The sequence below is a fragment of the Methanoregula sp. genome (assembly GCF_049686655.1).
Taxonomy (GTDB): Archaea; Halobacteriota; Methanomicrobia; order Methanomicrobiales; family Methanospirillaceae; genus Methanoregula.
This window is the reverse complement of record NZ_JBAVIG010000065.1, coordinates 150,476-166,149: the sequence shown is the minus strand read 5'-3', so window position 1 is coordinate 166,149 and position 15,674 is coordinate 150,476. Positions and strand designations below refer to the sequence as shown.

17 protein-coding genes and 2 tRNA genes are annotated in these 15,674 nt (G+C 48.8%); 1 reads left to right on the top strand and 18 read right to left on the bottom strand.

The window, feature by feature from the left end:
• Positions 1-699: 699 nt before the first annotated feature.
• The 5 genes from WBL42_RS09375 to htpX all read right to left on the bottom strand — a co-directional run bounded on the left by WBL42_RS09375 (position 700) and on the right by htpX (position 5,290).
• Positions 700-2,031, bottom strand: coding sequence for a DNA primase family protein (locus WBL42_RS09375; protein ID WP_424721002.1), 1,332 nt, complete (start codon positions 2,029-2,031; stop codon positions 700-702).
• Between the two features lie 613 nt (positions 2,032-2,644).
• Positions 2,645-2,718, bottom strand: a tRNA-Val gene (locus tag WBL42_RS09370).
• Positions 2,719-2,721: 3 nt separating this feature from the next.
• Positions 2,722-2,792 (bottom strand) — tRNA-Gly (locus WBL42_RS09365).
• A 143-nt stretch (positions 2,793-2,935) separates the two neighbouring features.
• On the bottom strand, positions 2,936-3,943 hold the full coding sequence (locus WBL42_RS09360; RefSeq protein ID WP_424721001.1) for a hypothetical protein: 1,008 nt from the start codon (positions 3,941-3,943) through the stop codon (positions 2,936-2,938).
• A 462-nt stretch (positions 3,944-4,405) separates the two neighbouring features.
• Positions 4,406-5,290, bottom strand: a complete 885-nt coding sequence (htpX, locus tag WBL42_RS09355) for a zinc metalloprotease HtpX (RefSeq protein ID WP_424721000.1) — start codon at positions 5,288-5,290, stop codon at positions 4,406-4,408.
• Positions 5,291-5,469: 179 nt separating this feature from the next.
• Between htpX and WBL42_RS09350 the strand changes: the two genes are divergently transcribed.
• Positions 5,470-6,120 carry a putative phosphothreonine lyase domain-containg protein gene (locus WBL42_RS09350; protein WP_424720999.1) on the top strand — a complete coding sequence of 217 codons (651 nt, stop codon included), beginning with the start codon at positions 5,470-5,472 and terminating at the stop codon, positions 6,118-6,120.
• On the opposite strand, the gene WBL42_RS09345 is transcribed toward WBL42_RS09350, so the two are convergent.
• The 13 genes from WBL42_RS09345 to WBL42_RS09285 all read right to left on the bottom strand — a co-directional run bounded on the left by WBL42_RS09345 (position 6,108) and on the right by WBL42_RS09285 (position 15,653).
• Complete coding sequence (locus tag WBL42_RS09345; RefSeq protein WP_424720998.1) at positions 6,108-6,347, bottom strand: hypothetical protein; 240 nt, start codon at positions 6,345-6,347, stop codon at positions 6,108-6,110. The two genes, WBL42_RS09350 and WBL42_RS09345, sit on opposite strands and share 13 nt — an antisense overlap.
• Before the next feature lie 179 nt (positions 6,348-6,526).
• Positions 6,527-6,673: a 50S ribosomal protein L40e gene (locus tag WBL42_RS09340; RefSeq protein ID WP_292544608.1), complete on the bottom strand. Its 147-nt coding sequence runs from the start codon at positions 6,671-6,673 to the stop codon at positions 6,527-6,529.
• Positions 6,674-6,718: 45 nt separating this feature from the next.
• Positions 6,719-7,288: an XTP/dITP diphosphatase gene (locus tag WBL42_RS09335; RefSeq protein WP_424720997.1), complete on the bottom strand. Its 570-nt coding sequence runs from the start codon at positions 7,286-7,288 to the stop codon at positions 6,719-6,721.
• On the bottom strand, positions 7,285-8,865 hold the full coding sequence (locus WBL42_RS09330) for a bifunctional N(6)-L-threonylcarbamoyladenine synthase/serine/threonine protein kinase (protein WP_424720996.1): 1,581 nt from the start codon (positions 8,863-8,865) through the stop codon (positions 7,285-7,287). The genes WBL42_RS09335 and WBL42_RS09330 overlap by 4 nt, the downstream gene beginning before the upstream one ends.
• A gap of 6 nt (positions 8,866-8,871) precedes the next feature.
• Positions 8,872-9,063 (bottom strand): 30S ribosomal protein S27ae, encoded by a 192-nt coding sequence (locus tag WBL42_RS09325; protein WP_424720995.1) that lies wholly within the window; start codon positions 9,061-9,063, stop codon positions 8,872-8,874.
• A gap of 2 nt (positions 9,064-9,065) precedes the next feature.
• Complete coding sequence (locus tag WBL42_RS09320; protein ID WP_424028408.1) at positions 9,066-9,365, bottom strand: 30S ribosomal protein S24e; 300 nt, start codon at positions 9,363-9,365, stop codon at positions 9,066-9,068.
• A gap of 96 nt (positions 9,366-9,461) precedes the next feature.
• Positions 9,462-9,953, bottom strand: a complete 492-nt coding sequence (locus WBL42_RS09315) for a GTP-dependent dephospho-CoA kinase family protein (protein ID WP_424720994.1) — start codon at positions 9,951-9,953, stop codon at positions 9,462-9,464.
• A complete protein-coding gene (spt4, locus tag WBL42_RS09310; protein WP_424720993.1) occupies positions 9,953-10,159 on the bottom strand; it encodes a transcription elongation factor subunit Spt4 in 207 nt (68 codons plus the stop codon). Before spt4 ends, WBL42_RS09315 begins: the two co-directional genes overlap by 1 nt.
• Complete coding sequence (locus WBL42_RS09305) at positions 10,143-10,781, bottom strand: DNA-directed RNA polymerase (RefSeq protein WP_424720992.1); 639 nt, start codon at positions 10,779-10,781, stop codon at positions 10,143-10,145. The genes spt4 and WBL42_RS09305 overlap by 17 nt, the downstream gene beginning before the upstream one ends.
• Before the next feature lie 8 nt (positions 10,782-10,789).
• Complete coding sequence (locus WBL42_RS09300) at positions 10,790-11,167, bottom strand: PIN domain-containing protein (RefSeq protein ID WP_424720991.1); 378 nt, start codon at positions 11,165-11,167, stop codon at positions 10,790-10,792.
• Between the two features lie 2 nt (positions 11,168-11,169).
• Positions 11,170-12,405 carry a translation initiation factor IF-2 subunit gamma gene (locus WBL42_RS09295; RefSeq protein ID WP_424720990.1) on the bottom strand — a complete coding sequence of 412 codons (1,236 nt, stop codon included), beginning with the start codon at positions 12,403-12,405 and terminating at the stop codon, positions 11,170-11,172.
• 245 nt (positions 12,406-12,650) lie between these two features.
• Complete coding sequence (locus WBL42_RS09290; protein ID WP_424720989.1) at positions 12,651-12,947, bottom strand: DUF2098 domain-containing protein; 297 nt, start codon at positions 12,945-12,947, stop codon at positions 12,651-12,653.
• 108 nt (positions 12,948-13,055) lie between these two features.
• Positions 13,056-15,653: an oligosaccharyl transferase, archaeosortase A system-associated gene (locus tag WBL42_RS09285; protein ID WP_424720988.1), complete on the bottom strand. Its 2,598-nt coding sequence runs from the start codon at positions 15,651-15,653 to the stop codon at positions 13,056-13,058.
• Positions 15,654-15,674 lie beyond the last annotated feature (21 nt).

Sequence of the window (15,674 nt, the reverse complement as noted above, 5' to 3'; positions counted from 1 at the left end):
CTCTACAACCTCTCGAAAATTATTCTTGCGATCTTCAGATGGATCTTTTACTGAGGAATTCTACAGAGCCCTTTTTACATAGTAACTTTTACTTGTGTGGAAGAACCGACCCCGCCATAGTAAAGTTTGGGCAACCCATGATTCCATTTTTTTCCCTGCTTTGGGTTTTCTCATCATATTTTTGACGTTGATTTTCGCCAATTTTGACTTTGAGGCTATGATGTAAATGAAATACATTGCTTATAAACTCATTTTAGTGTAGTACACAAAGTTTCAACGTAATTCATGCACCTGTGCTAAAAAACAAACCAAGATAGTTAGATAATATGCGATTCTAATGTCAGGAACTCTTGAATTAGTATAAGGAAATCAGCATAACAATAAAATCTGGGTAATTGTTCTGATGGCCTTGCAGATTTGTTTAAACTATTGGAATTAGTGTAGGATCATAACCATTCATTTTTACATAGCACGCGGGTGTGATGATGACCCATACCTAGTTGTCGCCCTGTGAGAGCGAAGCATCCACATTGACCATCTGTGCTAAAACAAAGTAGTTGTTCTGACTTCACGAGGTAATCACGCGATTCACTACATTTTGGCACAAACTTCTTTTATCTTATTTTTCTTACTTTCCAATAGTTATAGTAAAAATCTAGTGAATGTAGTGCTTAACGTCGATAAAAATAGAACTACTAATCAAGAATCAAATGGTGAAGGTTTAATTTTAAACCCACAATAACACCATTTCTTTTCTCCGTTGATCGTCTTTTGGCGCTTTCTTGCTCCAGCCTTCTGAATTCGACCTCCAAATTCTTTTGGGGTAGAATCAATCCCGTTGTCATCACAATATTTTTTATAATGCTTATACAACTCGTCACAGGATACAAAAGACTCAATATTCCTCTCAAGGTGAGTGTTAATATAACGATAAAATGGATCACTGCCATTCAACCAAGTTTCTCGTGTTTGTTCCCACGAGGTTGATATGATCGTCCCTTTTGTGATGATATCCCGAATCCTTCCTAGCACGAGATTAAGAAATGCTGAAAGGTTCTCCTCTGTAAACCATCTTTCTGCAAATGTTGGGTCTATAGGAAATGACTGATTGAATTGAATCACCATCCATCTTTCCCAGAAAGCAGGATCATCACAGTGAAGTGGCGGGAAATCATTAGTTGCAAAAACGAGTATGGCTTTATTCTGATAGGAAAAACTATCACAATACTTTCTTTCTATGTCAATGCGACCACCACCAGTTAGGGCTTTGAATTTACCCAAATCCTCTAACTTCACATTCGATAATTCATCTGCAATGTTGATCAATTTACCAACGAGCCCAGATGCCTTAAACCTGTCATTCATAAGTTCATTCAGAGGAATGTTAGCACAATTAGAAGTACCAAAAAACTGTTCATTCAGCATATCAAGAAATGTTGTTTTACCTGAATTCTTCTCTCCGATGCACAGATATGACTTCTTGTAATTTCTCCCCAACATCGAAAGTAACCCTTGAGCAGGAATTTGGGTGAGAAGATCAATATCGCACCCCAACGATTCCAAATATTTTCTTATCTCTGAAGGGTTTGCATCAGGATTGAATATTACCGGTAATTTGTATGTAAACCGATGTTCTGGAGAATCATCGAGAAGAGTCACATTTCCTGAAGTAAAGTTAATCTTTAATACTCCATTCTTGACGGGAATAAGGTTTGTAGAATTGTTAAATGGGTATTCAGGTTCAGATGTTTCGCACTCTATAATATGCATAATCTGCCGTGTTGGTTCAGTGTATGATTTTGAGTGAGAACGACCACTGCGGTTAAGGATTGCAATGATGTCTCTTTGAACCTGCCCCTTATTCTCTGTATATACACCTTCACTATAAACGAATACCTTACCCGTAAATGTGACGATGTGGTATTCTGCAATCAATGCATGAGCAATTCTGTAATAGTCTAGATCGCTTACTGTACTTCCATATCCTCCAGTCGAGGATGATAGTGTTGTCTCTAAAATTGATTCAGTCAATATATCACCTTTGAAGAGCCCTCGCTATCGGTATATCAAATTCTATAGAATGATGGTTTATCCAACCCCGCGTGCTGAAATAACATCACAGGGCTTAAAAGTTCATAAAATAGCAATCTTCCCCACAACTATACTTGGGGCACCAATAGATTGACTCTTATATTTACTTGTATGTTATTATCAGTATATAAGGTACTTGTTACTTTGTTCACGTCGGTAATCTCTTAAAAATGATACCTCAAACACGGTAAAGAAAGTTATATAACATTAGTTGCACAATATTATACAATAGATGGTGACTGGAATGAAACCTATTGGGAAGTCCAAAGTAAGCAGACAAACGTCGAAGAAAAATGCGATCTATCCGTTTGTTAGATTTCCTCAAGGGTATGAGGATCTTATTGGCAACACCATGACGATATACGAGACAGAGCACGAAGGAAGGCGCGCATTCCTACTTGTCCCTTATGATGAGACAATTAGTGCCCCTAAAGTTATACAACCGATTGCTAAACTGTCCATTGAAAAACGCATAGATGGCCTTGAAACAAAAATCAATCAAGTTATAGACCTTATTAATTCCAATAAGGAGCAGAATGGTTCAAAACCGACATGGGCCCGTCGTGATTCGAACACGAGATCTTCGCCGTGTGAAGGCGACGTCATAGCCAACTAGACCACGAGCCCCGATGCATCGACCGGGAATCGAACCCGGGCTATAGGCTTGGAAGGCCTAAGTCATGCCTCTAGACCATCGATGCACTGTGCTCTACAATTTTGGTGGGGAGTGGTATTAATAATTGTCACTGCCCGGATCGATTGCTATGGTTATCCTGAGCGTATCACCCGGTCTGGTGGGGAATGGTAAATGGAATTGCAAGATCTGGTAATCCGGAACGTGAATTCATGGAGTATCCTGTATCCGGGCCGGAACCAGTGCCGAGATCAGTGCGCATACCGGGCCTATGATCAGTCCTGCCCAGAATACCAGCCCCAGCATACCGATGAGCAGCAGGGAGATCCTGTCACGAAATGAGTAGGGGACGGGCCTTCGGGCAAGTCGGAGAGTGAAGATACCCAGCATCACAGGAACTGCTGCGAAGATGATGGTTATTGCCGCCGCTGGAGGGATTCCGGTGTTCTGGAATACCCGGAACATCTGGATGGTGGTCATTGCCGCCCCTCCCAGGTACATGAGACCTGCGACTGTGGCCAGCCAGAACACCGGCCCGGGCCGTGATCCTTTTCGTTGTTCGCGACGGGCAATCACAATGATACCGAGGATGATCAAGGCAAAGAACGGGGCGAGGATGGTTAGGACAGGCTGGTCTTCCCAGAGACGGGTATTTATCGTGCTGACCGGGATGAGCACCCACTCTATAAGTGAGAACTCTTTTTTGTATCCGGAAGAGAGGCTGTAGTGTGTTCCGTTCTTCTGGCTGACTATGGCGACATAATATACTCCGGGATTTCTGACATCCTCTGAATATGTGGCAACTTTATAGATGGCAGCCGGAGTAAATGGCTCGTATTCTGCCATTGCCGGTGCATGACCGGTTACGAGAAGTGTGTCATACCCGGCAGGAGTTTCAACTCCTGCAGAGACATTCGTTATCGTCCCCGTGATTCCCGGGATCAGGATCACCATATTGGGGACCGGGTCCTGGGGTCCCACCACCATCAACGACAGGTCGAGGTTGTCTCCTGTATTCAGAGAATAACGAAAATACGCGGTATCACTGGCGTTCTCAAGGTTGCCATAAATGATGTAGGTTTTTGCCGGATCATCGACAGAAAATGCGTTTTTAATATGGGTGTTTCCCCCGGCCCCGAGAGGGACAAGGGCTCCTGCAAGCGGAGTGAGAAGCATGAGGCAGAGAAGAAGTGCCAAAAAAAGCACTCTGGAGAACATAATCAGAAGATCGTCTTCCGGCGATTTATACACTGAGCCCGATGCAGGACCCTGACGCACCTTACCCTGCACGCAGATATTCATCACGGGATCGTTAAACCGGCGTGTTGCAGTTTCCCATCCTGATATCCCTGCCACGATCCAGGTAAAATTTTGCGTCGTCCGGCTTCCAGGACTTCTTAAACCTGCCGAGATACGTCAACGCATCCGTATTATTTGGAAGTTGGCCGATTACTCCCTGAATGTCTGTATTGCCGATTCAAGGTATTTTGTCCGCATGCACATCACGCCGATCTGTTCGAAGATTTTAACCGAGAAGAGGAACTCATGATGTCACTTTAAAATGTGAATATCGCAATCAGAATAAAAGAATAAGCGGTTACCGGCCCGGTTTTCCCAATGTCCGGCCAAGCCGGGTAGATACGATGCCCCCCCAAAAAATGGTTGAAATGGGTATGCTGGTTAATAACTCCTGATCTCGGCCTCCACCTTCTCGAGGTTGGCGATCCGCTTCTCGAGCGGCGGGTGCGTGGAAAGCAGTTCCATGATGGTATTACCGGACAACGCAGGGATGATGAAGAAGGCGTTTGCCCCCTCGATTTTCGCCTTCGCTTCGGGAGGCACTGCCTCGATCCTCCCGCTGATTTTGTTCAGCGCTGATATCAGTGCCCTCGGGTTCCGAGTGATGAGTGCACTGCCACGGTCGGCAGCGAACTCCCGGTAACGCGAGAGCGCGAGGATCAGGAGTGTGCTGATTGCGTAGACGACGATCGAGACGATCCAGATGATGATCCCAGCCCCTCCGTTTTCCCGATTGTTGCCCCCGAAGAGCATAGAGAAGAAAAAGCTCTGCATGATTATGGACGCGATCATCGCAATGAAGCTCGCGAGGGTCATGGTCAGGATGTCACGGTTTTTGACGTGAGACAACTCGTGGGCAAGAACTGCTTCGAGTTCATCACGGTTCAGGAGGCGTATGATCGAATCCGTGCAGGCAACGACCGCGTGTTTCGGGCTCCTGCCGGTAGCAAAGGCATTCGGTACCGGGCTATGCATAATAGCAATCTTTGGCATCGGAAGCCCGGCTTCCTGACAGAGTTTCTCCACCATCATGTGCAGGTCGGGTTCTTCATCCTCGCCGATGATCCGTGCCCCGGTGGTCCAGAGTACCAGCTTGTCGGAAAAGAAGTACTGGAACAAGCCCATGCCCACTGCCAGCAGGACAATGAACCACACCGCTACGCCATACGCAAAGAGCACGGTCATGAACACGAGGTAAAGCAGTAATAACAGCAGTCCTGTCAGCCAGACCCTGGCCGTCAGGCCCCAGTCACGTTTCCATTCCATAAGTAGTACATGTTCTCACCGTACTCTCTTAAAGTAATCGAAAATTGCAAAAATCTGCGCGATTTTCGTGGCGTTCCGGTTGCCCGGTTCAAGTACCCGCAATGATCGCAACCGGAACCATCCCGAAATCACAGGATCAATACAGAAACTTTTTTTTAGCCAGCATCTGACGGATACGTATGGCTGATGTCGATCCCGAAGCTCTGGCAGATGTTGCATACGGCATCTTCGAGCATCTCTTAAATCGCGGACTGCTGGAGCAGGACAAGTACCTGTATGTGCTGGTCGAGGGAGGTATCGACTTCACGGCTGATCTTTCCGGCATCTTCGGGAAGTTCCGGGAGGAATACCCGCAACTTGCCGAGGCAATGCTGGAAAGGTTCTCCAGCATCGATACAATTTACCGGATGCTGTGCGAAGGAGAGGGTGTGATCCCCTCAAAAACAACCCAGATGTACTGGATTGTGCTGGACGCTCCGGGTAGCGCGCCTGAAGCGATCGAGGATGAAAATGCAGGCAAGTGGCTGCTTTTCCAGGAGCCGGATGTGGTGGATGCGGCATGGAAGAAGATCAGGGATGCGACGGTTGCCCACGAACTTGGGATCTCGGCAAAAGTGAGTACCGCCAAACCCAATCCGGATTCCCGTGACAACCGCAAAGTGATCTATGTCTATACAAAAGATTGGGCCGATGAGGCGGATGTCATGCGGGTGCGGGAGAAGCTCCGAACGCTCGGGTTCACCGACAGGATCGGGTATAAGCGGAACATCGAGACATTTGCCGGGGAATATGCCCAGAAAGGAAAGCGGGTTACGTATTATTCCGCGTAATATGCCAATGCGACTATGGCATTTCCCGGAATAGTGGTGCAACCGGTTCTTTTTACTTTTTCCTTCTGTTCTCTCTCTCTCTCTCTCGGCGGGAATGGTCCTGTTCTTCTTAAATCTGCGGGATCAGCCCTCCGGAAATCCTTGTACGCTATATCCTCTTTTACCCTCCGCGAAAGAATTGCAAAGATCATCGCGGTGTGGATACATGGTTTTGGAAGAAGGTACATGTAAAAATCCGGATGGTTGTCCTACAACGATCCGGGGATCCCCAGCAGTCCCTAATACGGGATCTTGGTGATGTTAAAAGGAGTGGGTGCATAGTGCAGTTGCCACATCCTCAAATAGCAGTGAATAACTGCGATAAGGAAATGAGAAAAACCGGAAAAAAACGTATTATATCAGATCATTACGCTTTTCTTTCCTTGTTCTTGGGGCGCAGGTTCTGGTAACCGCATTTGCGGCAGCTGGTTGCGCGGATTGCATTGCGTGCGTTGCAGTGCATGCATATTTTCACGTTGAGTAGCCGGGCCTCGGCTTCGGGAAACTTTGCCATTATTAAACACTCCTGTCTGCCCTTATAACAAAGCTGTAAGACTTCTTAACCGTTTGTGTCAATCCGATCCCGGAACTCCTCCAGGAACCAGTCATGGAAGGCGGCAAGCGCCTTCGCCCTGTGGGAGATCCGATTCTTCTCTTCCACTCCGATCTCCGCGAGTGTCTTTTTCCCTGTCTCGAAGATCGGATCGTAGCCAAAGCCGGAATCACCCCGCGGACTGCTGCTTATCCGGCCTTCAAGCGATCCTTTGAAAACTCGGGTACCGTTCTCATCGGTAAACGCGATGGCAGTTGTAAACCTGGCGGTGCGATCCACCCTCCCTTCCATCAGCTTCAGGATGCCGGTGTTCCCAATTGCATGCTGGACGTACGCAGCATACGGGCCCGGGAATCCGTTTAAGGCATTGATGAAGAGACCTGTGTCATCAACGATGAGTGGGGTTTTCAGCTGCCCAAACGCATACCTCGCCTTGCCCAGTGCTATCTCCCCCACATCCTCTGAACGGGTTTCAGGGATGTCGAGCGGTATGTGTCCCACTTCTACTGCCCCATGGAAGAATGCTGCAACTTCCGCTGCCTTGTTCGCATTGCTCGTAACGACCGTTATCTTCACAGGTACCTTCCCCGTAGTCCGATCTCGTGTTCCCGGGCGATGACCTCATTGGCACCCGCAAATGTCTCCTTGTACCCTTCGGTGAATGCGGCCTTGAGCTGATCTGCCCGTTCAGGTGCCGTGCTCTCGAGTGTCTGGAACAGGACGTGGATATCTACGCCCTGTTGCTCGATTTCATTGGTAACCTGGGCTAGGCCGAAATCAATAAGTACGCACCTGCCATCGGTCTCACGCAGGATAAGGTTACTTGTGGTCAGGTCTCCGTGCATGATGCCTGCAGCATGGAGCCTCCCGATCACACCTCCGGCCTCTCTGACATTTTCATCGGTCAGTTCCTGGGTTAGCAGCGTGTCCCCTATCCGCTCCATAACAATTGTATCAGCAGTAATATCCCGGATTATTGGAGTCGGAGCGCCACCTCTCCTGGCGGAATGGATGAGTCGTGCCTCGGCCCGTGTCCGCTCGGCTATCAGGCGCCGGTCGAGTGCAGGAACACGGTATTGCTTCGGGACCCTGTGTTTCTCGACGACGTCATCATGGAAGGTGACTACTGCCTCCGCACCACGTCGCAATGACCCGGGAGCCGGTATCCGTTCTTCCGTATGTTGCAGTTTGTGGCGCCAGGTCACTTCGACCTCATCTGAACGGAACGAGGGATTGATCCGGGACGCTTCGACAGGGAGTAAACATCCGCTTTCCAGCATCAGCTTCCCTGTATATGCGATCATCGCACCGTTGTCACCGAGATATTTCTGTTCGGGCACAAAGAACCGGGCACCACGATCCTCGCACATGATCCGGAGCATCTCCTGCAGGCGCCGGTTCGCCCCCACACCTCCAACCAAAAGAACTTCATCTTTTCCGGTTAGGGACAGTGCCCGTTCTGTCACCTCCACGCACATGGCAAACGCGGTCTCTTGCAGGCTGTAGCAGACATCAGGTAGCGGCGCTTTGTGATCCTTTGCTGCGGATACAATGCCGGAGAACGCGAGATCCATTCCTTTGACCGTGTAAGGAAGTTCGGTATAAGTCCCGTTTTTTGCCTGCGCTTCGATATGCGGACCGCCGGGGTGTGGAAAATTCTTTGCCCGGGCAAATTTGTCAAGTGCGTTTCCGATACCGATATCGAGCGTCTCACCAAAGATCCGGTACCTCCCGTTCAGGTACCCGATGACCTGCGTATTGGCCCCGCTTGCATAGAGTATTACCGGGTCCCGGCAACCGGTTGCAAAGCATCCGATCTCCACATGAGCTACGCAGTGGTTCACTCCGACCAGTGGGACATCAAGGGCAAGAGCAAGCGAGCGGGCTGCAGTAGCAACGGTCCGGAGGCATGGGCCCAGGCCCGGTCCCTGCGAGAAGGCGATACCGGTAATTTTCTCCGGCTCCTTGAGAACGGAACCGATGATATCTTTCATTACCGAAGCATGGTGCTGGGCTGCCTCCCTTGGGTGAATACCCCCCTGTGCGGGATTGTACGGGTGTGAAGCAAGAGTGACGAGATCGCGATCAAAAAGAGCGGCACTGAGGTTCCAGGCAGTGCCCTCAATCCCCAGTATCTGCCCAAAAACAGGCATTGGATCTTATTTTCTGAATTCGGTGTATCCGCACTTTCCGCAGGTGGTCCGGTCCTTGTGGTCTGCCATCATAACACCGGGTCCGCAGCGCGGGCAGTATTTCTTTGCAGTGGTGACCTTTGCACCCTCGACCTTAAAGTATAAACCCCTCTTGGGCCCCTTCGAGGCTGCCGCCTTTTTTGCGGTTGCTGCTGCCATTGTTATGCCGCCCCCTCTTCCTTGGGCTTGGGCATACCGCGCGCTGAAAGGTGCGGGCGTTCTGTCTTCTTCTTACCTTCTTCGCTATCGTAAATGCGTGCTGATCCGGTAAGTTCGGTCTTGCCAAAGCTGCTGTGCAGGGTGTCAAGGGTAACCTGATGCTCCTTCACATTGAGCAGGGCACAGAGTTTGCCGATGATCTGCATACGGGAGGGGGTCGCTCCATCGTATTTGAGGGTAAACTGAACCTCTCTTCTGGATAAAAGTTCATTTCTTTTATCGCTGGTGATCTCAAAGTCCATCGATATCCTGTAATTATTGGAAACCGGGTTATTTAAAACATGACCCCCGGCCGGTATCCTGAAGACCGGATAAAAAATGCGTAGTGAAAACTGGATTCAGGCAGCGAAATGCGTGAAACACTCGAGAAATTGCCGGGCCACGAGCTTTGCTTCAGGAGTGACCCGACGAAGGACGACCCCTTTGTGGGGTTGCCCGTAGAGTACGATAGCACCTAGGGGAGCTGCTATCACTACGGGAATTACTGCGAGATCCTCTTCGCCATCAACAACGATGGTCACAGGTGGGATTGCAATCGCTTTGTTGACTGCTTCGATGAGGTCCTCAGTCAGAGTCCCTGCGGGATTTTTTACCCTGATACAACTGCCCCTGAGTGGTGACTGTCTGCAACAAGGAGCTCGCATCGTTAAACCATCTATGATGGCGACATCCGGTGTGATTCCATTTCTCTGGAGATTATGTGTTACTACGTCCCCGACGGAATAAATGATCTGGCCCGCCAAAAGGGGCATTATCTCGTTAATATTCCGGTATAGGTCGCCAAAAGGTTCCTGGAAGAGCTTCCGGTGCTCCTCTGGCAGGGTGAGCATCAGCGGACCTTCAGCGCATAACGGCCTGGGAGTTTGATGTTCATCCTTTTGGCCACTTCGGAATTTTCCGGATCGATAATAACAAGGTACCCGGACCAGTCTTCGCTCAGGTTCGTTGTACCGCAAACTACGCAGTTTTCGCCATCGACAACCCGATGGCAGTCACGGCATACCTTGCCCTGTTTCTTCTTATTCGTCGGAGGCATGGTCCTTCCTCCTGCCCTTTCCCTTTTCGGGTGCTTGCTTTACAGCACCTGCCGGCTGCCCCGCCTTCTCTTTCTCTTTGGTCATTTCTTCTTCGAGCCAGAGAGCTGTGCCAAGCCCTGCCTGCCGCATTGTAAGCCCGATCTTGCTGTCACGGGGTTCGCGCTCGTTTAAGGATAAGGTTACGACCCTGACCCTGACCACGTCCCCGACGCCAATGAACCGTTTGGATTCCTGGCAGATCAAGCGTGAGTTCTTCTCATCATAGTTGATGTATTCATCGGAGATCTGGCTGACGTGAAGCATTGCATCGATAGGTCCCAGACTGACGAACGCACCGAAACTGGTGGTCTCGACAACGGCCCCCTCGATCACTTCCTGCAGTGCAAGACGAAGGACCATGGCCTCAAATTTCACATCGTAATAGACACCCCCGTCGCCAGGAACAAGTTCGCCTTCACCAACATCCTGTACCTTGGTGACACAGATGAATATCCCGATCTCCTTGTCGATACTTCCTTCAAGCTGTTCCTGCAGAACATCGAGGATGACTTTCTCAAGTTTTTCTCCCAGCCGCTGGGGTGGAACCCGCACCTTGTCCTCAAGCATCAGTTTATGATACATACTTCATCTTACCTCCGCATTATCTCCAGTTTCTTCTGATTTCTCATGGATATTACGCTTATACCCCGCGCATTCAAGGCATCCCGGATGCGCCGATCATTCGTGACAACCATGCATTTTGTTTGTGCCGCATATTCGATCACCTTTGCATCAACCGATTCCGATTCCAGATCTCCGCTTTCCGCGAGGGTGCATTGCGCAGCAAGCGCAAGACCCACACGGGCCGCCGCACCGTGCCGGCCTCTGGCCCGGGTGAGTCCCTCGAGCTCCTGCAGGACGGCAGAGAGTACGACTGGCTCAAAACTCCCGATGAGATTTCGGAGTTCATCGAAAAGGTCTATCTGGAATTGTGCCGGCATCATGAGGGCATTGGCGTCCAGCAGCACCTTTACTCGTCCAGTACTCCCATCCCGATCAGGCGCCAGCGTGCTCCCACCTGCCGGCTGATAGCGATCCGTGAGCCTTCTTCTGCACAAACGGGTCGTTTCAGCTGGATCTCAACACTGTCCTTCTTTGTATTGGTGACGACACCTACGGTGACAGCGGTTCCGACGGATAACATAAGGGGTTCGGAATGTTTAAGCGGTTCGATAATGAGTTCGCTGGTTGCACCAACTACCCGCTCCATAAGGGTGACCCGGCACCGGATCTTCTCCCACACCGGGGGAAGTTTCCCCTCGTGGCCCAGTACCTGGCCGGCAAGTGCATCACTTTTTGTCAGGGCTGGATCGAGCCTGGTCCCGACGCCAAGAAGTCCCCCCGGGGTTGCTGCTTCAACAACTTTGGAACCCGCATTGATGGATGTGACGGTTGTTGTAATGGGAATCCATTTGATCCTGTTTTCAACCTGCATCTGCCTTCCCGGACGGATCTCGATCTTGTCATCTTCGCGGAGGATGCCCCGTATAAGAGATCCCCCTACGACCCCTCCTTTCACGTCCTTCCAGTTGCAGCCGGGTTTGTTCACATCGAATGATCGTGCAATCAGCATCAAGGGTTCCGCATTCGGATCCCGTTCCGGTTCGGGAATGACCTGGTCCAGAGCCTGCACCAGTGCGCCCATGTTGATCCCTTTTTGCGAAGAGACTGGGATGATAGGTGCATTCTCGGCAATTGTTCCTTTGATGAATGCCTTAATCTCCAGATAACTGTCCATCGCCTCTTTCTGGCTGATCACATCGATTTTACTCTGGACGATCACGATCTTCTTGATGCCGACGAGTTCCAGCGCCATCAGATGCTCTTTAGTCTGTGGCTGGGGACATTTCTCGCTGGCGGCGATGACAAGCATCGCCCCATCCATGAGTGCCGATCCCGAGAGCATGGTCGCCATCAGCGTTTCGTGTCCCGGCGCGTCAACAAAAGAAATGGAACGGAATGGAGTTCCCTTTCCGCCACAGACCGGACAATCAGGGCTTGTCGAAAAGGCGTCAGTACCTTCGCACTTTTCGCACCGGTAGAAGGTGGCGTCAGCATATCCAAGGCGTATGGAAATACCACGTTTTACTTCCTCACTGTGCCGGTCTGTCCATGTCCCTGTGAGTGCGTTAACGAGTGTGGTCTTGCCATGGTCGACATGGCCCACAACTCCGATATTGACACTGGGAACTGTCACATCATGCAAATGAAATCGAACCTCCTTACTCTATATATAATGGTCATACTTATACATAACCAGTAAGAGAGAACTTTCGTGACAGGTTAGCCGTTTGATTTTGTTTTGAATATTTATCGCGCTGGCCATAACAACAGAACCGGTCCCCTCCCCTCATAAAATTTGATCGTCAGCTTGGTTGTTGATTTATCTGTGAAAAAGAATACAGATGAATATCCTTACGGGAAAAGAAATAATTGGAATCGCGGAGGGAATTATCCGCCACCCTCGCAGCTCTGATCGATATTTTTCAAAGCTTCCTGGAGATCGCTCCCCGCAGCAAATTCCCGCTCACGGGCAACGACTTTTTTTGCATCTTCAACAATTGTCGCCACAGTTTTTTGTGTTGTTGTTGTTGCAGGAATCAGTTGATCGATCCGGTACAGGAGATTGGTACTATCGAGTTCAGCAAAGGTTACGCCTTTGACCTGCTTTGTGCGTAGGATCTTCCCGGTGGTTCCGGTCCGGGGGTATCGTACCCGCATCCCGGGAGAAATCTCTTCTGCGAGCATATTGTTGAATGAGATGTTTCTGAAGATAAATTTTGTTTCAATAAAAAAGCGGTATTCCTGACTTCCCAAATATCTCAAAGAAGAAAAATGAAAATAGGATTGTAAAACCTAATCAATGGTCAGACCCTGCATCACTGCCGATTCTGGCACATCATACTGGCGGTCTGTTCCTTCAATCCGGTATTTGCCGGTAGTTTTCACATCATAGGAATTTCCTGTGGTGGAATAGGGAACAATAAACTCCCCATTGACACTTGCCTGTTGGTACGTGAAATTCCTACCGGTATTGGTGACTACTGGTACTTCGATAATTCCATCACCCTTGATGTGGGCCCCTTTGACATATTCAAAGGTTTTTACGTATTTCAGATCCGCGATTTTGGGATCGAGTACGTTTCTTGGGGACTCGTGGACAAGTCGGTAATGCTGGAGTGCAGGTACAATATCAACCGGTGAGACGAGCGATGGACTAAGTACAGCCGCATGGTATCCCGCTTGTGCCTTCAGATTATACTGATCTACAGCCTGATCGGCAGCGGACACATTCATGGATTGTGCTGCAATGATAACCGGCAATGATGCATGGGTTACTGACGGATCAACATATTCGACATAATATACGTCCGTTGGCAGCGTCATTGAGCCGTCAAAGTTGTGGAGGCGGGATATCATTGTCAGATAATACGGTTGTTTATTGAGGGTCGCAAGCTGGTAACTTTGATCGGTATTCCCGTTTTGCAGAAACATATTTTCCTGATACGGTTCCGTTGCAGCAGAGGCATTGAACCAGGTTGACATGGCCCAGAATTTACCGGTATCCATCTCAATATCCGTTATAACATACCGTGTCCCGTCAACGTTCAGGATGTTATTTGCAGTTTCCTCGGAAGTTGCCATGAAGTATGCTGCGGCACCGTTATCACCATCTACACCTTCCTGGAATGGGTTTGCATTAGGAATTCTCTTCCCAATGGTTGTTATGAGATGTCCGTAATCCCACCATGACATGACTCCATACGACTCATTCGGGTACTGGAATGTATTTTCCGGATAGATTGTATAGTAATCCACACCTGGATCCGGTGTATTGTTACTCAACCACTCCACCGACTCCTTCCAATCGGGATTCATTAGTGTCGGGTTAGACAACGCACTGACATAACTATAGGAGGCGGATGTGTATGCAAACAGGATACCCAGCCCAAGTACGATAATTGTTATTGTTACCGGGATGATCACCCTTTCAGCCTCATGAACCGGTACTTTCTGCATTTTTTTCTGCTTTTTATTTTTTACCGGAGTCTCTCGAACATCCTGTTTTAAACTGGTCTCCGAATCAGAGGTTGCAGAATTGCTCATTATGAGAGATCGGATTACCGGCCAAGTACGGTCCAGAGTAAAACTCACACATAGCGCGGAGAGTAACGCGACATTAATTGCGAGATAATACTCGTACCTGACATGCTGCCATGTCGAGAAGAGGATGATCACCGACCAGATTATCGCGAGGATCTGTTCAGGACGCTCATTTCGTATATTGTTATAAATCATGACCAGGAAGCCACCGATCACGAGCAGGAGACCATAGTTAAATGTAGTCCATGCAAGATCCAGCGTCCATCCCCTGGCTTCCTGGACTGTATTGGTAATGGGTGCCTGTCCGAAGAACGCAAAAGAATCTACAATGAGGAGTGCGAACAGGTTCGGTGAAATAATATAGAGGGCAAGCAGGAAGAGAAGAATGGATCCAACGATTGCCGCGGGATAATAATATTTCGTTTTTCCCTTCAGGTACCGCTGGAGTACGTAGAGAAATGCCGTACCTCCGATCATGCCCAGGTCGGCATATACGTGGGCGATGGAATATGTGGAAAGTTCCGGCGTGGGACTCTTGAATCCAAATGCCAGGAGTCCGATTATGGCAACAATGAATATCCCGCTATTGATGATAAGGAGATATTCACTCGTCCGGTCACGATAAGTATCAATAATAAACTGGATGACCGTGAATATCCCGACGATCAATGCGAAAAGAATCATTGTCGGCATTACAAAAAAACCGAGAAGATATGCGATTCCTGCGAGAACAGAAAGCAGAATTGTCGATTTGTATGAATTGATATTTTTCAGATTGATGTTGGAATCTTTCTCTGACAGGATTGCATACATGTAAATCAGGCAGAATATCGTGGAAAAAAGAACTTCTGCAATATGGTGATCCATGTATCCATAGAGAGACCTGTAAAAATACTGTCCCGTCACTATCGCAGTGAAACCTGATGCAAGAATCCCGGTTTTCCAATCGCCGCAGGTTTTCCCAACAAAATACATGATCGCTGTAACCGCAGCTGCCATGAGGGGTGGAATGAGAAGTCCGATGCTGATGATCTCAGGGCGGGTTGTTGCGCCAGTAATGAGACAACATATTGCAATAATTGTCGGGAAAAGCGGACCCCAATAGACATTTGTCCCGTTAGGGTAGAATGTCATAGGATCGAACCATGCATAATTCAAATGATTGGTAACTAAAAGTTCTACCTGACGAAGGTTATAGAGCGGGTCATCACTCGCAACCATTGACAGGTTATCCGTATTTCCCATAGTAAACATTGGCAAAAGGCGGAGCCAGAGTGCGAATAGTGTAAAGAATGCGACCAGACCGAAGATCAAATAAGTCCGGCGATTTTTCAAATCAAGAGATATCATAAGATCAACCTATGTTGGGTA